The sequence below is a fragment of the Pseudomonas sp. lyk4-TYG-107 genome (assembly GCF_030209055.1).
In the GTDB taxonomy this organism is placed as follows: Bacteria; Pseudomonadota; Gammaproteobacteria; order Pseudomonadales; family Pseudomonadaceae; genus Aquipseudomonas; species Aquipseudomonas putida_A.
In genome coordinates this window covers 293,420-313,402 of the sequence record NZ_JARVST010000002.1, presented here as the reverse complement: position 1 = coordinate 313,402, position 19,983 = coordinate 293,420, and the positions used below count along the sequence as shown (strand labels likewise).

General features: G+C 55.4%; 15 protein-coding genes and 1 tRNA gene. 6 read left to right on the top strand and 10 right to left on the bottom strand.

The annotated features are described in order from the left end of the window. Positions 1-203: 203 nt before the first annotated feature. The 7 genes from QRN61_RS03170 to QRN61_RS03140 all read right to left on the bottom strand — a co-directional run bounded on the left by QRN61_RS03170 (position 204) and on the right by QRN61_RS03140 (position 8,940). Complete coding sequence (locus QRN61_RS03170; RefSeq protein WP_285373195.1) at positions 204-998, bottom strand: M48 family metallopeptidase; 795 nt, start codon at positions 996-998, stop codon at positions 204-206. Beyond that, positions 995-4,270 carry a type I restriction endonuclease subunit R gene (locus QRN61_RS03165; RefSeq protein WP_285373194.1) on the bottom strand — a complete coding sequence of 1,092 codons (3,276 nt, stop codon included), beginning with the start codon at positions 4,268-4,270 and terminating at the stop codon, positions 995-997. Before QRN61_RS03165 ends, QRN61_RS03170 begins: the two co-directional genes overlap by 4 nt. A 28-nt stretch (positions 4,271-4,298) precedes the next feature. Next, positions 4,299-5,303: a virulence RhuM family protein gene (locus QRN61_RS03160; RefSeq protein ID WP_285373193.1), complete on the bottom strand. Its 1,005-nt coding sequence runs from the start codon at positions 5,301-5,303 to the stop codon at positions 4,299-4,301. After that, entirely contained in the window at positions 5,304-6,530 is a 1,227-nt protein-coding gene (locus QRN61_RS03155; RefSeq protein WP_285373191.1) for a restriction endonuclease subunit S, read from the bottom strand. Next, positions 6,517-8,043, bottom strand: coding sequence for a type I restriction-modification system subunit M (locus QRN61_RS03150; protein WP_285373190.1), 1,527 nt, complete (start codon positions 8,041-8,043; stop codon positions 6,517-6,519). Before QRN61_RS03150 ends, QRN61_RS03155 begins: the two co-directional genes overlap by 14 nt. 2 nt (positions 8,044-8,045) lie before the next feature. Beyond that, positions 8,046-8,588, bottom strand: a complete 543-nt coding sequence (locus QRN61_RS03145) for a restriction endonuclease subunit S (protein WP_285373225.1) — start codon at positions 8,586-8,588, stop codon at positions 8,046-8,048. A gap of 91 nt (positions 8,589-8,679) precedes the next feature. Further along, positions 8,680-8,940, bottom strand: a complete 261-nt coding sequence (locus QRN61_RS03140; RefSeq protein ID WP_186620817.1) for a hypothetical protein — start codon at positions 8,938-8,940, stop codon at positions 8,680-8,682. 239 nt (positions 8,941-9,179) lie between these two features. Between QRN61_RS03140 and QRN61_RS03135 the strand changes: the two genes are divergently transcribed. Continuing rightward, positions 9,180-10,106 carry a DUF5655 domain-containing protein gene (locus QRN61_RS03135; RefSeq protein ID WP_285373189.1) on the top strand — a complete coding sequence of 309 codons (927 nt, stop codon included), beginning with the start codon at positions 9,180-9,182 and terminating at the stop codon, positions 10,104-10,106. A gap of 69 nt (positions 10,107-10,175) precedes the next feature. On the opposite strand, the gene QRN61_RS03130 is transcribed toward QRN61_RS03135, so the two are convergent. Further along, a tRNA-Arg gene (locus QRN61_RS03130) sits at positions 10,176-10,252 on the bottom strand. A gap of 443 nt (positions 10,253-10,695) precedes the next feature. Here QRN61_RS03130 and gabD point away from each other — a divergent pair. The 3 genes from gabD to QRN61_RS03115 all read left to right on the top strand — a co-directional run bounded on the left by gabD (position 10,696) and on the right by QRN61_RS03115 (position 14,954). Continuing rightward, the gene (gabD, locus tag QRN61_RS03125; RefSeq protein WP_007963502.1) at positions 10,696-12,138 is read left to right on the top strand and encodes an NADP-dependent succinate-semialdehyde dehydrogenase; all 1,443 of its coding nucleotides are present in this window, start codon (positions 10,696-10,698) and stop codon (positions 12,136-12,138) included. Positions 12,139-12,324: 186 nt separating this feature from the next. Further along, on the top strand, positions 12,325-13,602 hold the full coding sequence (gene gabT, locus QRN61_RS03120) for a 4-aminobutyrate--2-oxoglutarate transaminase (RefSeq protein WP_003220503.1): 1,278 nt from the start codon (positions 12,325-12,327) through the stop codon (positions 13,600-13,602). A gap of 140 nt (positions 13,603-13,742) precedes the next feature. Further along, entirely contained in the window at positions 13,743-14,954 is a 1,212-nt protein-coding gene (locus QRN61_RS03115; RefSeq protein WP_285373187.1) for a response regulator, read from the top strand. 48 nt (positions 14,955-15,002) lie between these two features. Here QRN61_RS03115 and QRN61_RS03110 read toward each other — a convergent pair whose 3' ends face one another. After that, on the bottom strand, positions 15,003-15,992 hold the full coding sequence (locus QRN61_RS03110) for a GGDEF domain-containing protein (RefSeq protein ID WP_285373185.1): 990 nt from the start codon (positions 15,990-15,992) through the stop codon (positions 15,003-15,005). Between the two features lie 247 nt (positions 15,993-16,239). Then, positions 16,240-17,424: a delta-9 fatty acid desaturase DesA gene (desA, locus tag QRN61_RS03105; protein ID WP_027611144.1), complete on the bottom strand. Its 1,185-nt coding sequence runs from the start codon at positions 17,422-17,424 to the stop codon at positions 16,240-16,242. A gap of 147 nt (positions 17,425-17,571) precedes the next feature. On the opposite strand from desA, the gene dibA reads away from it, so the two are divergent. Next, a complete protein-coding gene (gene dibA / locus QRN61_RS03100; protein ID WP_285373184.1) occupies positions 17,572-19,491 on the top strand; it encodes a phosphodiesterase DibA in 1,920 nt (639 codons plus the stop codon). Positions 19,492-19,799: 308 nt separating this feature from the next. Further along, complete coding sequence (gene oscA, locus QRN61_RS03095; RefSeq protein ID WP_003220508.1) at positions 19,800-19,982, top strand: sulfur starvation response protein OscA; 183 nt, start codon at positions 19,800-19,802, stop codon at positions 19,980-19,982. Position 19,983: the final 1 nt, after the last annotated feature.

Here is a 19,983-nt window from a genome sequence, read left to right as displayed (position 1 = left end):
GATGCTAGAAAAACAACGGTCGAGTTTCTTGGGGCTACCCAAGAAACCACCTCAGAAACTACCCAAGAAAGCAGCCTGACCCGACACCAGTCAGAGGATCCAACCGTCAAGTTTTACTTGATAGTTGCCCAGTTGAGCATCGCTTGAGAGCTAGAGCATCAGAGATAGCCGCATGCGCGGTTTTCGATCATGAATGCATATGCCTATTTATGTTCAACTGTTGCTAAGTCGCTAAGTACAAGGGCGGCCATCCCATCCAGCCGAGCTTTGACCTTTTCCCAATGCGGCATGACTTGTTTCATTAACCGATAAAACCGCTCGCTGTGGTTGTGTTCGGCGATATGGCAGAGCTCGTGAAGAATCACGTAGTCAATGCATTCCCGCGGCGTTTTAACCAAGTGGGGATTCAAGGTAATCCGACCATTGGGTGAGCAACTGCCCCACTGAGTCTGCATCGTCTGAATACGTAAAGGCGGCTCGTCTACGACCCATAGGGTTTGCTCAAGTACAGCTTGTAGACGCCGATTGAACACGTCACGAGCCCTAACCCTGTACCAGGCTCTGAGATGCTCACGCACAGTCTCGGCCTTCTTCTGCCTGACAGAGATTTCCAGCTTTCCCCTCAGCAAGCGTACTTGCGGAACATCAGCAGGGGCCTCTATCACCTTGAGTACGTGTTGTTTGCCCAAGTAGTAATGACTTTCTCCACTGATGTACTGGCGCGGTGTCACGTGCGCCGAATTGGCTCGGAATTGCCTCAATTGTTGGTAGATCCAACGCCCGCGTTTCTTCAACGCCTGCAGCACTTCCTCATCGTTCGCGCTGGCAGGTGCCTGTACCGATACTCGACAGTCCGGGTCGACCTTGATCAGCATACGCGGCACTTGTCGTGCTTTGGGTGCGCGCTCCACAACAATGAGTTCGTCGGCGTAGTGAAAGCTAAGCCAGTGTTTCGCAGCGCGTCCATGAGCTTCCGGCAGAAGAATGGGAACGCTCATACCGCTCCCAGTCCTACGCGAGTGATCTGAACCACCGTTTCGACGATGACTTTCGCTTGATCCATTCCAGCACCGATTGCCTTGCACTCCTTGAACATCAGCGGCAGCAGTTTCTTGCGAATATCTGCTTCAATGTTTTGCGGATTAATCGAGTGTTCGGCAACGGACGCTGCAACCATTTCCTCCAGGCTGAAGGCTAGCTTGACCCACATGTCCTGAGCTTGTGCATCGAGTGCTGCAAACGTATCAGGCAGGGTCTTCTTGAACACGCCGTAGTAAGCCTGCGCATGTTTGTTACCCTCAAACGCATCCGGTAGCTCATCCAGTTTGCGCGTTTGCACCTGCTGCTCGAACTCGTGAAACAACATGTACTGCTTGAGTGGGTGATCGAAGAGCTTTTCTGCTTCCTCAATAGCCTGACGCAGTAGTTTGGAAAAGGCCTCCTGAGCATACGGATCGTCTTTAAGATCCTGCTCAATCATCTTGCTAACCCGAGTCTTGATGATGTCAGTCTCGTTTCGGGTTTTTTCCTCAGGCCAGTCCTCAGGCTGTTTCTGCCCCATTCTGCCGACTTCATATGTGCCTTTGGGTTCGCGCACCTCTACACCGACCACATGTTTATCCAGCAGCTTACGCACCCGTTCGGCGTATTCGTCGTAGCTGATGGTTTCGCCCGCGTCTTGCTTGGCGAGCATTCTCAAGCTGGAAAGCTGCTGGAGGGTTTCCTTGTAGTGCGTTCGATCCGCTTCGCTGAAGCTGGTGTCTTCGAAAAACGAAGCCGACTGCAACGCTACTTTCAAGCAAGACGCGAACTCGGTCAGGGCGTCGTAGAAATCCTCACGAACCTTCAGATTGATATCTACAAACTCGCCATCAAGCTCTTGCATCCTCGGCACCAGCACATGACGCAGTTGCTCGATATCACCCTTGTTTTTAACGTTGGCAAAGATTGCCCACAGATTTTTGTAGAGAGAGGGCAGGCGTTTGTACTCACTGCTCATCGGATCGTAGAGACCGGCGATGTCATTGATGTCATAGCCGCCCTGGGTGCGGGATGCCAAGTCCTGGTACTTCTGAATCGTGGTGTCGAGTTCAGTGAGGATGCCGCGATAGTCAATCAGCAAGCCGAACTTCTTCAGTGGGTGCAACCGATTGACCCGAGCAATGGCTTGAATAAGGTTGTGCTCTTTAAGCGGCTTGTCGATGTACAAAACGCTGTTCTTTGGTTCATCGAATCCGGTCAGCAGTTTGTCTACAACGATCAGAAGTTTGAGCGAATCATCCTTTTCGAAGCGCTCGATCACCTGCTTGGTATAGGTCTGCTCGTTAGTGCTACCAACGTTTTTGTTCCACCATTGGGTCACTTCCGGAATGTTTGACTCGTCGACTTCCAGATTGCCCTCACGGCTATCCGGCGGGCTCATCACGAGAGCGCTTTCGAATAAACCTGCTTCATCCAGATACTTCTTGTACTTGACTGCCTCAGCCTTGCTTTCACAGGCGAGCTGTCCTTTGAGACCGTTGTCGACGTTTTTCACAAAGTGGTTGGCGATGTCCAAAGCGATCAGCCGAATACGGTCTTCAGCGGAATAGATTCGCTGTTTTTTGGCAAATTTGCGCTTCAGATCTGTCTTCTGCTCTTCCGTAAGACCTTCGGTAATGCGTGCAAACCAGCTGTCTATCGCTCGGTCGTTTACATCCAGATCAGGTCTACGCTCTTCATAGAGAAGTGGCGTAACCGCTTTGTCCTCCACCGCTCTCTGCATGGTATAGGCATGAACAATGGGGCCAAACTTGTTGGTGGTTTTGTCTTTTTTCAACAGTGGCGTGCCGGTGAACGCGACGAACGCCGCATTCGGCAGCGCTTGTTTCATGCGGATGTTGTTTTCTCCGCCCTGGCTGCGATGACCTTCGTCGATCAACACAATAATGTCAGAACTCGTATTGATGCATTCCGGCAGTTTGGTGGCGCTGTTGAATTTCTGGATCAGCGAAAAAATGATGCGCTCATGACCGCGACCGATCTGTTCGGCGAGGCGAGTGCCAGAGGTCGCCATGGCAGACACCCAGTCTCTTTTGCCGGAGAGTTCACCACTTGAGGCGAAGGTTTTGCTCAACTGGTTTTCCAGGTCAATGCGGTCGGTGACCACCACGATGCGGCATTGTTTTAGGTCGTCGTGAAGTATTAAAGCCTTACTCAGAAACACCATAGTGAAGGACTTGCCTGAACCGGTGGTGTGCCAGATCACCCCACCCTCACGGCCGCCGTCCTTGCGTTTGAGACGGACGCGCTCGATCAATCGCTTTATCCCGAAAACCTGTTGATAGCGCGCGACGATCTTGCCGGCCTTTTGGTCGAACAACGTGAAGTAACGCGTCATCTCCAGCAAGCGAGTAGGGGATAGCAGACCAATCAACAATTGATCCTGCCCGGTGACTGCCAGCTCTCCGCCCGCCAATAGTCCTTCATACCAAGTAAGGTCATCGGGATTGCGATGAGAAAACAGTGCGTTTTTCTGTTCAGCGCTCAGGGGCTGATTCTTGATGGCGTGCTGTTTGGCAGTGCCGAGATCTTCATCGCGCCAGGCCGCCCAAAACTTCTGATCGGTTCCGCACGTTGCGTAGCGGCCATCCCTGCCATTGATCGAGAGTAGCAGTTGGCTGTAGGCAAACAGTCGTGGAATTTCATCGTGGCGCTGGTTGCGCAGGCTTTGTGATATCCCGGCATCAATGGTCGGGCCTTTCTTGGCGTGACCATCCGGGCGCTTGGCTTCAATCACCACCAACGGGATACCGTTAACAAAGCAAACGATATCCGGCCTCCGAGTATCCACTCCACCGCTGCGCAGCACGCGGAATTCTTCGGTGAACACAAAGCTGTTGTTGGACAGATCCTGCCAATCAATCAAAGCAATAGTCGGATTCGCCCGTTTGCCATCAATGAACTCGGTCACCGAAATGCCATACAGCAAGTGGTTGTAGAGTTTTTCATTGGCCGCCTGCAATCCTTCATTGAGAGCGGGACTACACACCTCACTGATGAGGTTGTCGATGGACTTGGCTGACAGCGGATATTCATTACCCGCAAATGTGAATCGACGTTTTTTCAGTTGTTCGCGAAGTACGTCACGCAGCACCACCTCGTCGGTTTTGCCGGATCTGGCGGCCAGCGCTCGTTCGGGCGACAGGAAGGTCCAGCCCAGGTTGCTGAGCAGGGTAAGCGCGGGTAGTTTCGCGCTGTATTCTTCCTGAAATTTTGGGCCGCTTATCATCGGGCAGTTTCCTTGTGTGGCACTGACATCAGTGGGGCTTTTTGCTGGTACGCAAGCGTTTATCCAATTCTTCCAAAGCCTGAAGCTCTTGAGTGTCCGCTTCTGTGGCTTCTGCTTTTCTGCGCTTCAGATCGAAATCCTCATAGCGCTCGTGAACGACCTGCTTCATGTGTTCGTGGCTCACCGTGCCCGCAGTACGTAACAACGGTTGCTCGTTGAACGCCATAAAACTGTCGATGTACTGCCGCCAGTTTTCCAGTTTCAGGTGTTGGCGCTGTTTGGCACGCAGTTCAGCGAAGTCCAGAAACATGCTGACCAGACGATTGAGCTGATCCAGTTCCTCGCCATTCAGGTAATTCTTGGCGACCACCACATCCGCTTTGCGTACGCGGTCACCTTTAAAACTGAGCAAGTTCATGTTCGGCACGCTGGCATCGGCCCGGCGTACGATCAATTCGGCAGCTGTATGCCCGGTTACGGCAAAGAACAGTTTGTTCTGAACCTCGGCGAACAACCGTGCGGTGTCTTGCTCATTGGCGCGATAGTCCTCGGCCAAGCAGAACAGATCACGAACCTTTTGATAGAAACGCTTCTCCGACGACCTTATGTCGCGGATGCGTTCCAGCAGCTCATCGAAGTAATCCCACCGAGGCTCCTTCAGACGGGCGTCGTCCATCACGAAGCCTTTGAGCATGTACTCGCTCAGGGTTCGCGTGGCCCATTGGCGGAATTGGGAGCCACGGGTCGAGCGCACGCGGTAGCCGATAGCGATGATCATTGGCAGCGCATAGAGCTGCGTCAGGTACTCCTTGCCGTCAGCGGCAGTTGTCAACTTAGAGTTGACAACTGCCGGTTCGGCCAGCTCGCCATCGGCCAAAACCGCCTGAATGTGCTTGCTGATGTTCTGCTTGCTGGACTGATACAGCTCGGCCAGCTCGAGTTGAGTGAGCCAGACCTGACCGTTCATCTCACGCAGCGTGAACTGCGCCAAACCGTCTTCGGTGCTGTAGAGGATCAGGTCGGTAATGGTCATTTATACGGCCTCGACCTTGACTCGGATTTTTCCGGTGAGTAGTTGTTGCATTAGGGCTTTTTTCTCTTGGTGAAGACAGTCTAACGTTTCTTTCAAGTAACTAATCTCCTCCGAGGCTATATATAAAATTTCCGCAATACGTCTTTGCTCCTCGAAATCAGGCACAGGTATTTTTGTGTTCATGAATTCACTTGCTTTTATATTAAGTAAGCCATTATTTCGGATGCCTGTATTGACTAGTTTTCCTAGCTGCTGCTTTAGGTAGTCGGCTTCAAATAGATACTTGAAATATTTGTTGTAAAGGCCTGGTTTTAGTTTGAAGCAAAAGTAAACGTGGGGTACTAGTCCCGATTCGAATTCGGTAAGTTCGAATACGCATCCAAATTCATAGGTTTTAGAGTTCCCTTTGTTGTATGCAAACTCTCCGCTTCTTAATAATATATAGTCTTCTAAACTTTTTCCTGCCATGAACCGGCTATATTTTTCGTCCTGGCGTACAAATCCGCAGAGGGATGAGATAGTTAAGATTGGATGAATTTTATCGTTGGACTTTCTCTGGATTCGATCGGATATTTCTCCCAGTCTTTTAAAGTTTTGCGTTTTTTCTGTTTTGTTTTTAAGGCCTTCAAATAGTTGTTGTGCCAAACCTTTTTTTTGTTGTTGGCTCTTCTTGATTAACTCTTTTGTTGTTGAGATGGCTGCGTCCCAAGTAGAAAGTATTTTAGATATTTTCTCTTGTTCGGGGTAAGGTGGTACGGCGATTTTCATTTTTTTAAAATAAGGTAGTCCTATGGTTTTAATCGTCGACCCCACTGCCTGCCGCTCAAATTCAGGCTTCATTTTTTGAAGCCAGTTATATAGAAACCAATTGTTGAGCTTTTTATTATCACAGCGCCAAGCCATAAAGTGCTGGCTTACAGCCATGGGGTGAGCTAATACAGCACTTTTTCCAACACCTGCATCTCTCGTTAAAATTACGGTCCCGGCAGGATGTAGTATGGCAGATGAGTTATCTATGCCATCATTAGAAATTTCTTTGTCTGTATCAAAAATTAATCCGTTATCAAGCTTCGAGGAATCAGTAAGAGATACCCATTTGATCCCTCCGTTCCAGTAATTTGCCTTCCCTTTGTTTGGTGTGTGGCCACTGCCGCGAACGGAAAAATTGTCTAGGTAATCGTATTTCCAGCCGTTCGGGATGTTTGTTGGTTTATTATTGCGCGCCATAACCTAACTCCTTGAGAAAAATGTCCATCTTTAGTTCAAGGTCGGCTAATTTTGATTTGAGAGCCTCTCGCTCTGCTCGTACGGCGGAGAGGTCAATTTCTGATTCCTCTTCAAACGTATCAACATAACGTGGAATATTTAAGTTGTAATTATTTTCTCTAACTTCTTCTAATGTTGCTCTGTGACTATATTTTTCAGAGTTGATTCTGTGGCGATAGGTTAACAATATGCTCTGAATGTGCTCGTCGCTAAGCACGTTTTGGTTTTTCCCTGATTTAAAGTCACGGCTGGCATCTATAAATAGGATGCTCTCATCTGTTTTAGACCTATTGAAAACTAGAATTGCAGCTGGAATGCCTGTTCCATAAAATAGCTTTTCTGGTAGACCAATTACTGCATCCAGAAGATTCTCGTCAATAAGCTTTTGACGGATCTTTCCTTCGGTTGAGCCTCGGAACAATACTCCATGAGGAACGACTACCGCCATGCGGCCAGTTTTTGGCTTTAACGTCTCAATCATGTGCAAAATAAAAGCGTAGTCACCCTTGGTTTTCGGTGGAGTACCGCGATTGAATCGAGCATACGGGTCGTGCTCCGCTCCTTCATGACCCCACTTATCCAGCGAGAAAGGCGGATTAGCGGTTACGATATCGAACTTCAACAACTGACGATTCTGGTCGAGTAATTTTGGGTTACGTAGCGTGTCGCCCCATTCAATTTTGTGGTTGTCTTCACCGTGCAAAAACATGTTCATCTTGGCCATCGACCAAGTAGAGCCAATGGCCTCCTGACCATAGAGCGCGTAGTTCTTGCTGTTGTGGTGCTCACGTACTTTGCGTCCGCACTTCATAAGTAGCGAGGCAGAACCGCAAGCCGGATCGCAAATAGTATCGCCGGGTTGTGGATCAAGCAGTTCGGCGATCAACTCGGAAACCTCTGGCGGGGTGTAGAACTCACCCGCCTTTTGTCCGCCGTTGGTCGCAAAATTTTTGATCAGGTATTCGTAAGCGTTACCGATCACATCCAGACTGCCGACGCGAGACGGTTTGAGGTTTAGCTCAGGCTTGGCAAACTCTTGGAGCAAGTCACGCAGAATGGTGTTCTTCTGCTTCTCTTCACCCAGACGATCGGTGTTGAAGGAGATGTCCTGAAACACGCTTTTGCCAGCGTCCTTGAGCTTGGTGCCGTTGGCTTCTTCGATAGCGTGCAAGGCTTGGTCGATTCGCTCGCCGTTGCCTGGTTCATGGCGCTTGTCGTACAGCGAGTAGTAGCTGGCGTCACGCGGCAACACGAAGCGTTCGTTCTTGAGCATCTCTTCGATCAGTTCAGGCTCATCGCCGTACTGCTTTTGGTAGGTGTCGTAATGATCCTGCCAGACATCGCTGATGTACTTCAGGAAGAGCATGGTCAGGATGAAGTCTTTGTAGGTGTCGGCGCTGATCGTGCCGCGGAAGATATCGCAAGCCGCCCATAGCGCCTTGTTGATGTCGTCCTGTTTTACTTTGCCGCTCATGGTCAATCCTTAATAAGTTGCTGGTAAATGCCTTGGAGCATTTGTTCACGATTCGTATGGAGCTGGGCGATCAATTGATCTTCTTCATCCCAGAGGCGCTGCAAGTTCGTCAGCTTTGCCTGGGTTTCCAGCGACGGTAACGGGATAGGCATGCTCATCAGCGATGCTTTACTGATGGCCTGAATGCTGCTGCCGTTTCGTTCGAGGCTTCGTTGGCTTTGTGGGAGGTTGATCATCCAGCACAGATATTCCGGTGAGATTTCAGCCGTTTTGCGGCTGACGATGAAAAATTGGCTGGTCGCCACTATCCGTTGGCCTTCTTTATATAGCGCGGCGGTATTGCTATCGCCGCGAGCGACCACGGCGATGTCGCCTTCTTCCAGAAGCGGAGGGTTTTTACTCCCCTCCCAGTTGACGGAAATCAGCGAGTCGGCGTCGATCACGGCACGCTGGCGCAAGTCTTTTATCTGCAGGACTTTGATGTCGCCGTCCGGGTTGTCTTCCAGCGCTCCTCGGAAGGTGTAGCCAGATCGGACATTCGCCACGTCACTCAATGTGCATAATCGGGTTGGCATAGTGCTCTCAAAGTAGAATCGCCGTCCTTGGCGCACAGTCTTAAACGGTGCGGTGTGGCGCTCAGGTTTTCAGCCACTGCGTCACTTCGGTTGGCAGCCCTTTCCAGGCTGCTTCTCCGTGCAGGCGAGTAACCAGCAGGCCGTCCTCCCTATCCATCACATCACGAAGATTGTCCCTGATCTGAACTGCGGTTTCCTGGGTGACGATAATCCACGTGGAATCCATCGCCTGGCACCAGGTGCCGTAACCTTTGATCCGCTCGAACAGGGATGGGCACTCTTGCGGCTTACCCCCGCCATAGGTGATTTGATACAGTCGCACGGCTTTGGCTCTCCTAACTGGTCAGTTAACGCATTCGCGGCAGGTTGCAGCCTGCCGCACCCCAAATTTTCGTCAGTAGCGCTGCTACTTGATTGGTGGCGAGGCAATATCGCTCCGAAACACTTTGTCGTCAAATGTTATTTTTTTGCAGTAGCACTTCTATGGAATTTCGATTTTGTAGCAAGACTTTTGCAGATTTCGTTTTTTACCCCAAGACTGATCGCTGAAAAGGAATTTAGATGAGCGATATTCAGCTCTTTCGTTTGGGTTTGGCCAATGGTGCATGTGAGCTTCCGGGCAGAGCAGTCGCTGTGGAAAAGCAACTGCAAACCCTGCTCGAAATGCATATGGAAACCTTTCTTGGCGTGCGTTTTCTCGCTTCTGAATACGCTACTGGCAAGACTCACAAGGGACGTATCGACTCCTTGGGTCTCGATGAGAATGGCTGTCCGGTCATCGTCGAATACAAACGACACAGCAATGAAAATGTGATCAACCAGGGTTTGTTCTATCTCGACTGGTTACTCGATCACCAGGCGGAGTTTCGCTGGCTGGTGATGGAGAAATTAGGAAAGGACGCTGCCGAGCAGATCGAGTGGGGTGGAACGCGGTTGCTGTGTATTGCGGCGGATTTTACCCGCTACGATCAGCACGCCGTGCAGCTGATTCAGCGCAATATCGAACTCATTCGCTACAAGTTGTTTGCTGACGATCTGCTGTTGCTTGAGCTGGTGAATTCCGTAAGCGCTGGAGAGCCCTCGGTTGCTCTCAAGTCTCCAGAGACTGAGCCAAGCAAACTCGCTATTGCTGGAAAGGACAAGAGCTGGCAGGAACAACTCGCTCAGACGACGGATGAAGTCTTTGAGCTTTTTGAGCAAACCAACAGCTACCTGCATTCGCTCGGTGATGACGTTCAAGAAAAGCACTTGAAACTCTATGTGGCCTACCGCCGATTGAAAAACTTCGCCAGCTTGGTAGTGCAGTCCAAGCGCTTGCAGCTTTATCTCAAACTCGATCCCGATTCGGTTGAGCTTGTTGAGGGGTTCAGTCGCGATGTGCGCTATATCGGTCACTGGGGTACCGGTGATCTGGAGTTGAGCCTGCGTACTCAGGCTGATCTGGAAATGGCCAAGGTTCTGATCGAGCGCAGTTATCAAGAAAATTAGTGCCCTCTGAATCGCAGCCACAAAAAAGCCCCGGACCATCACAGTCCGGGGCTTTCTCGTTTCAATTCATGGCGCACCAGGCGGGATTCGAACCCACGACCCCTGCCTTCGGAGGGCAGTACTCTATCCAGCTGAGCTACTGGTGCAGCGGGCGACATCATACCTAGGTCGGCTCGGGGCGTCCATGCCGGGTTTTGGCGGGTTTTGTCAGTGCGCGTGTCGGTGTGAATCGCTGCATTCCTTAAAGCTGTAACGTCCTGCAAAACCCTCGCTTGGCGCTTTTTCCCGACTGATCTATGGTTTGGCTGCGGCCGGGGCTTTTTGCGCGTTGATCTGAAAAAACCGGCAAACGCTGGGTTTTTGTTCTTTTTTTCGAACGACCTATTGTCCTTTACCCCCTTTGCTCCTACGATCCGTTTGAGATTTCAAACGCTCTTTGACGGGGTGTGGATGCGCAGGTGCTGTGAATAACGCACGATCGCTGCGCCTCACCCGGTAGATGATTTCCCTGACGGCAGCCTTGCGAGGCGCCTTTCTACAATCATAATTTTGCTCCGCGCAGGCCGCGGTGCTGTTAAGGAAAGCCGACATGCAGCTTAAAGATACCCAGTTGTTCCGCCAGCAAGCCTTCATTGATGGCGCTTGGGTCGATGCGGACAACGGTCAGACGATCAAGGTCAACAACCCGGCCACCGGCGAAATTCTCGGTACCGTCCCGAAAATGGGCGCCGCCGAAACCCGCCGCGCCATCGAAGCCGCTGACAAAGCGCTGCCGGCCTGGCGTGCACTGACCGCCAAGGAGCGTGCAGGCAAGCTGCGTCGCTGGTTCGAACTGATGATCGAGAACCAGGACGACCTCGCGCGCCTGATGACCCTCGAGCAAGGCAAGCCGCTGGCCGAAGCCAAGGGCGAAATCGTTTACGCGGCTTCGTTCATCGAGTGGTTCGCCGAAGAAGCCAAGCGTATCTACGGCGACGTGATTCCGGGCCACCAGCCGGACAAGCGTCTGATCGTGATCAAGCAGCCGATCGGCGTTACTGCTGCCATCACCCCGTGGAACTTCCCGGCGGCGATGATCACCCGTAAAGCCGGCCCTGCGCTGGCCGCCGGTTGCACCATGGTGCTCAAGCCGGCTTCGCAAACCCCATTCTCCGCCTTCGCTCTGGCTGAACTGGCCCAGCGTGCCGGCATCCCTAAAGGTGTGTTCAGCGTGGTCTCCGGCAGCGCCGGCGACATCGGCAGCGAGCTGACCAGCAACCCGATCGTGCGCAAGCTGTCCTTCACCGGCTCGACCGAAATCGGCCGTCAGCTGATGTCGGAATGCGCCAAGGACATCAAGAAAGTCTCGCTGGAACTGGGCGGCAACGCGCCGTTCATCGTGTTCGACGACGCGGATCTGGATAAGGCCGTCGAAGGCGCGATCATTTCCAAGTACCGCAACAACGGCCAGACCTGCGTCTGCGCCAACCGTCTGTACATTCAGGATTCGGTCTACGACGCGTTCGCCGAGAAGCTGAAAGTGGCGGTGGCCAAGCTGAAGATCGGCAACGGTCTGGAAGAAGGCACCACCACTGGCCCGCTGATCGACGAAAAAGCCGTGGCCAAGGTGCAAGAGCATATCGCTGACGCCGTGGCCAAAGGCGCCACCGTGCTGGCCGGTGGCAAGCCGATGGAAGGCAACTTCTTCGAGCCAACCATCCTGACCAACGTGCCGAAAGACGCGGCTGTCGCCAAGGAAGAAACCTTCGGCCCGCTGGCGCCGCTGTTCCGCTTCAAAGACGAAGCCGAAGTGATCGCCATGTCCAACGACACCGAGTTCGGTCTGGCGTCCTACTTCTACGCTCGTGACCTCGGTCGTGTGTTCCGTGTAGCGGAAGCCCTGGAATACGGCATGGTCGGCGTCAACACCGGGCTGATCTCCAACGAAGTCGCGCCGTTTGGCGGCATCAAGGCCTCTGGCCTGGGCCGTGAAGGCTCCAAGTACGGCATCGAAGATTACCTGGAAATCAAATACCTCTGCCTGGGCATCTAAGCCTCGGTAGAAGATCGCTGTAAACGCAAAGGGCACGAGAGCGCTGTCCCTTTGCGTCGTTTCAAACCGGAATTTTCTCTGCGGCCGGGAACGCCGTGGCAGTCGATCATCGCATGCTGCCACCGCCGATTCCTCCCGCTTAATCCTTGAACCACGCCGCCCGATGAGCGGTGAATGAGGACTGTAATGAGCAAGACTAACGCTGAACTGATGGCCCGTCGTACCGCAGCTGTTCCACGTGGTGTTGGCCAGATTCACCCGATCTTCGCTGAATCGGCAAAGAACGCTACCGTGACTGACGTTGAAGGTCGTGAATTCATCGACTTCGCCGGCGGTATCGCTGTGCTGAACACCGGCCACGTGCACCCGAAAATCATCGCCGCCGTGACCGAACAGCTGAACAAGCTGACCCACACCTGCTTCCAGGTGCTGGCCTACGAGCCGTACGTTGAGCTGTGCGAAAAGATCAACGCCAAGGTGCCAGGTGATTTCGCGAAGAAAACCCTGCTGGTGACCACCGGTTCCGAGGCCGTGGAAAATGCCGTGAAAATCGCCCGTGCCGCCACTGGCCGTGCCGGCGTGATCGCCTTCACCGGTGCTTACCACGGTCGCACCATGATGACCCTGGGACTGACCGGCAAGGTCGTGCCTTACTCGGCCGGCATGGGCCTGATGCCAGGCGGCATCTTCCGCGCGCTGTACCCGAACGAACTGCACGGTGTAAGCATCGACGACTCGATCGCGTCCATCGAACGCATCTTCAAGAACGACGCCGAGCCGAAAGACATCGCCGCGATCATCATCGAGCCTGTGCAGGGTGAGGGTGGTTTCTACGTCGCGCCGAAAGAATTCATGAAGCGTCTGCGTGCCCTGTGCGACCAGCACGGCATCCTGCTGATCGCTGACGAAGTGCAGACCGGCGCTGGCCGTACCGGGACCTTCTTCGCCATGGAACAGATGGGCGTTGCTGCCGACCTGACCACTTTCGCCAAATCCATCGCTGGCGGCTTCCCGCTGGCCGGTGTCTGCGGCAAGGCCGAATACATGGACGCCATCGCTCCAGGCGGCCTGGGCGGCACCTACGCCGGTAGCCCGATCGCTTGCGCTGCGGCGCTGGCCGTGATGGAAGTGTTCGAAGAAGAGCAACTGCTGGACCGCTGCAAGGCTGTCGGCGAGCGTCTGGTAACCGGTTTGAAGGCCATCCAGGCCAAGTACCCGGTGATCGGTGAAGTGCGTGCGCTGGGCGCGATGATCGCGGTCGAGCTGTTCGAAAACGGCGACAGCCACAAGCCGAACCCGACCGCCGTTGCGGCTGTCGTGGCCAAGGCGCGCGACAAGGGCCTGATCCTGCTGTCCTGCGGCACCTACGGCAACGTGCTGCGCGTTCTCGTACCGCTGACCTCGCCGGACGAGCAACTGGACAAAGGTCTGGCGATCATCGAAGAGTGCTTCTCGGAGCTGTAAGCCCCGGCGCTGTGTGATCCGTTCGACAAAAAACCCGCTTCGGCGGGTTTTTTTATGCCCCTGATACACATCAAACGCTTTTGCGCTGTATCGATAGGCCAGCATTGGCTAAGGTTCAGGCATTGCAAGGGAGAGCGCGCATGACCGCCGTTGATTTACCCGCCGTACCCCGAGTTCTGATTGCCGAGGCTGACCCGTGGTCTCGTGACCTGCTTAAACAAGTGTTGCTCAACGTGCGCTGTGATGCGCGGCTGGACTTGTGTGCCGATGGCCAGCAAGCCATGTCGTTACTCAGCGAAGTGCCCTATGACCTGGCCATTGTCGATTGGGAGTTGCCGGGCATTGATGGTTTGAGCGTGCTGCGCAGCGTGCGCCAGCGCAAACGCAATCCGCCGCTGCCGTTCATTCTGATGAGCAGTCGCAACGACAGCGCCAGCGTGCGCGAAGCCATCCCGTTGGCCCCGACGGCCTATCTGACCAAACCGCTGAACATGGAAAGTCTGACCGAGCGGCTGCAGGGTTTGCTGCTGAATGCGGGTGAAGAGGTGTTCTGCGAAGTGCCGACGCTGGCGCCGGGCATGACCTTGTCGGTGTTCCTTGAGCGGCGTCGCGAGCAGGCCGACGGCGCGCCATTGATGACCGATGTGCAAGTGGCGGTCAAACGCAGCCTCAACCCGAATGGCCTCGACTTGAAGTTGCTCGAAGAAGAGATCCGCACCGATCCGCAGATCACCGCCGTGCTGATCGCTGCCGCCAACAGCGCGGCGCAGCATCATGGTGCGGCGGTGCAGACCCTGGGGCAGGCGCTGCATCGCCTTGGCACCGGACAGAGCATGAACCTGATCCTCGGCCTGGCGCTCAAACGCAGCGCCAGACTCAGTGACCCGTGCCTGGCGGACTACGCCGAGCGCTACTGGGGGCTGTCGCTGCACACGGCGGAATACGCGCGTACGCTGGCACGCCTGCTCGATCTGGATCAGGAGCGCTGCTACTGCGCGGGCATGCTGCATCGTCTCGGTGACCTGGCGTTGCTGCGTTGTTTGCAGGAGTGGAAGCAGGCTGGCGGCGAGCTGGATGAGTGGGAGGAGGTCGGTGACGCGCTGGCGGAGTTTGGCGCGGCCTACGGTTCGGCGCTGCGGACACGCTGGCGCCTGCCGCTGGAGCTGCGCGAGTTGATTGCGTCGGTCTACCAGCTCGGTGGTGGGGTCTATTCCCGGGAGGCGCTGGTGATGAACATGGCCGCGCAGATGGCCCGTCTGACCGAGCATGAGGGCGTTGAGGAACTGGCGAGGAGTCGTACGGCGCGGCTGCTGAAGATCGGGCTGCCGGAGTTGATGCGGATGCGTAAGTAATCTGACTTTTCACAAAACCCTGTGGGAGCGGGTGGCTGAAATTCTGGATCAGGCAGAAATGATCCGGTTCTTGCCCTGCCGTTTTGCCTCGTACATGGCCGCATCCGCTCTGGCGAACAGGCTCTCGAGACTGTCGTCGCCATCCCTGAGGCTGGTCAGGCCCTGGCTGACGGTGATGCCGAATGTCTGCCCCTCGTGGTTGAAACTCAGGCGCTGAATCTCCTGCTGCAGCCGCTCGGCCACTTGCAGCGCCATGTCCGGTGCGCAACCGGGAAACACCGCAGCGAACTCCTCGCCGCCAATGCGCCCGAACAGATCGCCCCGGCGTAACGACCCACGTCCGCATTCGGCGATCCGTTGCAGCACGTTGTCACCCGCCGGGTGGCCGTAGCTGTCGTTGATCAGCTTGAAATCATCGATGTCCAGCAGCAGGAAGGCCAGTGGTGCACCTTGCAGGCGCGCCTCTTCGAACTCGCGGTTGGCGCATTCGAAGAAGTGTCGGCGGTTGCTGCTCTGGGTCAGCACGTCGGTGGTCGCCAGGCGATGCAGCTCGGTTTCCATGTGCTTCTTGTCGGTGATGTCTTCGGCGATGCCGACGATGATCACCGGTTGCCCGGGTTCGTCCTGACGGTTGATGAAGCACTTGTCGCTGAGCCAGCGCACCTGACCGTCGGCGGCGATGATCCGGTACTCGCGGTCTTCCACAGCACCTTTTTGCAGCACTTCGGCAAGGCTGCGTTCGGCATAGTCGAGGTCGTCGGGGTAGATGCTGTCGCGCCACTGGTTGTAGTCGGCCAGCAACAGGCCTGCGGAGCGACCGAAAATCCGCTCGTAGGCAGGGCTGACATACAGCACCTGACGGCTTTCCCAATTGAACGCCCAGAGCACCGCGTTGACGCTCACCAGCAATGAACTGAACAGTTGTTCGCGCTCGCTCAGCCGGGCGACTTCGCCTTGAGCGTGCATCAGCGCCATCAGGGTTTGCGCGGCCTCGGGCCACTGCGCAAGGGATGAGTCTTTTTGATTGTTGTTGACCATCGGCACATTTCTCAAAAGGTGTGCCGCAATTTCGACAACGGCCACAGTACAGCCCGCCGGGGTGGCGAAGTGTCTTTGAGATAGGGCTTTCGGTGCTAAGTTCCGCGCTTTTGTAGAGAGGGAGCCTGCTCCCGCCGGGCGGTAGAGATGACGCGTTTCAGCAATGAGAACGCGTCGACAAATTTGCGGTAGCTGCGCTACCGATCGGGGATGAATCCCCTCGCCACAGGGGATTCGTTCATGGCGGTCAGGCTGCGGCGGGGCGCAGCGAGTAGGTTTTCAGCTGGTCGGCGAATTCACGCAGGGACTGGATGCCGCTGGCTTCAGCCTCGTGCACCCATTCCTTGATGGCGGCGAGCATGTCGTGGCCATTGGCGCTGGTCTTGACCCAGATCTGCTGCAGGGCCAGACGTTTTTCGTAAATGACCTTCAGCGCCTGGCTGTGCTCGAGCATGTTCTGGATGCGCAAGTGATGACGGTCTTCCAGCAGGCTGGTTTCCCGCGACAACAGGCGTTTGGCCCGATGGAATTGATGGCGTACCGAATGATCGACCTTGTCCAGCTCCTGCTTGACCAGCGGGCCGATCACCAATTTGCGGTACTGGGCCATGATCTGGAAGCGGTTGTTGAGGATCGCCATGGCGGTATCCATGTCCAGATGGCCCTTGCCTTCGACGCGGTGGGCGATCGGTGCCACACGCTGCACCTTGGCCAGACCGAAGAAGCTGAAGACCTTGATCCACGCCCAGCCGAGGTCGAACTCCCACTTCTTCACCGACAGCTTGGCCGAGTTGGGGTAGGTGTGATGGTTGTTGTGCAGTTCTTCGCCGCCGATCAGGATGCCCCACGGCACCAGATTGGTCGCCGCGTCGCGGCATTCGAAGTTGCGGTAGCCGATGGCGTGACCCAGACCGTTGACCACGCCGGCAGCCCAGACCGGAATCCACATCATCTGGATCGCCCAGATGGTGATGCCGATGGTGCCGAACAGCAGCAGGTCGATGACGCCCATGATCGCCACGCCCAGCAGTGGGTAGCGGCTGTAGAGATTGCGCTCGATCCAGTCTTCCGGGCAGTTCTTGCCGTAGATGCGCAGGGTCTCCGGGTTCTCGGCTTCGGCGCGATACAGCTCGGCGCCTTTGCGCAGCACGGTGGACAGACCTTTGATGACCGGGCTGTGCGGGTCATCTTCGGTTTCGCATTTGGCGTGGTGTTTGCGGTGGATGGCAGTCCACTCGCGGGTGTTCTGCGCCGTGGTCAGCCACAGCCAGAAACGGAAAAAGTGTTTCAGGCCGGCATTCAGCTCGAGCGAGCGATGGGCCGAGTAACGGTGCAGATAGACCGTGACGGCGACAATTGTCACGTGGGTCATCAGCAGGGTGACCGCGACCAGAGACCAGGCCGACAAGCCAAGAAAACCTTCGTACCACATAGGCTATAGGGCCCTCGATAAAGATAAAAACAGCCGTTGCATTATCACCAAGCACACAGATAAAACCAGTCGCCCTTTCAGATAAGAGTCTCTGGATGTTTCTTGACCTATAATTCCAACCTTTTTTGTAGGGACATGGACAGCCGAATGCCTGCCACTTACCGCGATGCCTTGCGTGCGGCGCTGCTTTACCTGTTGCTTGCTGTGGTCTGGCTGCAGGGAACTGGTTACTTATTGAACAGTTTCTTTGATGAGTCTGTCGATCTGCAGCGATGGCAACTGATCAACGGTTACGTCTGGGCTGCCGTCAGCGCTGGCCTGATTTTCCTGGCACGGGCCAGATTGTGCGAATTTCTCGGCATTGGTGCGCGGCTACGCGAGCGTCAGTCTGACCGTGAACGCTTGCGTCAGGCGGCAGCCGTGTTCGATTGCACCCGCGAAGGGGTGCTGGTCACCAACCGTCAGGGCCTGATCGTGCACGTCAACCGTGCGTTCATGGAAATCACCGGCTACCAGTACGACGAAGTTCTCGGCCATCAGCCAAGCCTGTTCAAGTCCGGCCACCATCCGCCGGGCTTTTACCAGGCGATGTTCGCCACGCTGGAGAGCGAGGGCGAATGGAGCGGTGAGATCTGGAACCGGCGCAAGAGCGGCGAGATTTATCCACAGTGGCAGACCATCCGCGTGATTCACGATGATCAGGGCCGGCTCAGTCACTACGTGGCGGTATTTTCCGACATCAGTGCGATCAAGGACTCCGAACACGAGCTCAAGCACCTCGCACACCACGACCCGCTGACCGACCTGCCCAATCGCCTGTTGTTCAGCGACCGCGCCGAGCAGGCGCTGGCCTCGGCGCAGATCCACAAGCGTGGCTGCGCCCTGCTGATGATCGATCTGGATCACTTCAAGATGATCAACGACAGCCTCGGGCACAACGTCGGCGATCGCCTGCTCAAAGCGGTGGCGGCGCGCCTGCAGGACCTGTTCGGCCCCGGGATTACCCTGGCACGGCTCGGCGGTGACGAATTCGCGGTGCTGGCGGAAAGTTGTCCACAACTGGTTCAGGCAGCGGCGCTGGCCCAGCGCATTCTCGATGCGCTGAAGGAACCGTTCAGCATCGAGCGGCATCAGCTGTTCATCAACGCCAGTATCGGTATCAGCCTGTTCCCCAGTGATGCATTGAGTGCCGATCAATTGCTGCGCAACGCCGACGCCGCGCTGTTCAAGGCCAAGAGCAGCGGTCGCAACGGCTACGCGCTGTACACCGAAGAGTTGACCGCCCATGCGCAGCAACGGGTCGAGATTGCCTTCGAGCTGCGTCGCGCGCTGGAGCAGCAGGAGCTGCGCGTCTATTACCAACCGGTTCACGATTTGCACAGCAGTCGGCTGATCGGCGTCGAAGCGCTGGTGCGCTGGGAGCATCCGCAGCGCGGTCTGGTGTCACCGGCGGAATTCATCCCGATCGCCGAGCGCACCGGGCTGATCGCCGAAATCGACGCCTGGGTGATGCGTCAGGCGTGCTCGCAGATGTGTCAATGGCAGCAGGCCGGGATTGTGTTGTCGTTTGTCGCGGTGAATGTGTCGTCGCGCCTGTTTGCCCGGCGTGAGCTGTACCAGCAGGTGGCGCAGGTGCTGCACGAGACCGGGCTGGATCCGGCGTATCTGGAGCTGGAAGTCACCGAAAGCGCGGTGATGGATGACCCGGAAGTGGCGCTGGAGCAGATGCATCGCTTGCGTGAATTGGGCATTCGCCTGGCCATCGATGACTTTGGCACCGGGTACTCATCGTTGTTGCGGCTCAAGCGCTTGCCGGTGCAGAAGCTCAAGATCGATCAGGGTTTTGTCGCCGGTCTGCCGTGGGACGAGGATGACGCAGCCATCGTTCGGGTGATCGTCGCCCTGGCTCGCAGCATGGGCATGCAGGTGCATGCCGAAGGCATCGAGCAGGCCGAGCAGGCGGCATTTCTGCTGGAGCAGGAATGCGATCTGGGGCAAGGCTACTGGTTTGGGCGGCCGGTGCCGGCGGGGGAGATTGATTGGACCAAAGCACCTGTTATCGGTTAGCAGTCCTGCTCTGGCTGACACCAAACCTGTGGTGAGGGGATTCATCCCCGATGGGTCGCGCAGCTGCCCTAAAAAACAGGGACTGCTACGCAGTCCATCGGGGATGAATCCCCTCACCACAAGGTTTCATAAAGGCTTCAAACACGGTGAACACCGCGCAAACCCTTGCCCCGTCAGATAATGTTTTCTAGTTATATAAACATTCTTAAATAGTCTTTTTAAGAATATCTGCGCCTCTCTTATATTGCTCCCACGCCGAACGCAGTGCCGCCCACTGCCAGGCACATCCCATTCAAAGGAGCAGCACCATGAGCGCATCCCTTCGCAGCGTTGACGGTCAGGACGAAACCACCATCTTGCGTGAAATCCAGAGCGCCCTGCGCGATCTGCGGTTTGGCGCGGTGGAGATCACTGTGCACAACGCCCAGGTCGTGCAGATCGAACGCAAAGAGAAATTCCGTTTGCAGCAGCCGGGTAACAAGCCGAGCTGAA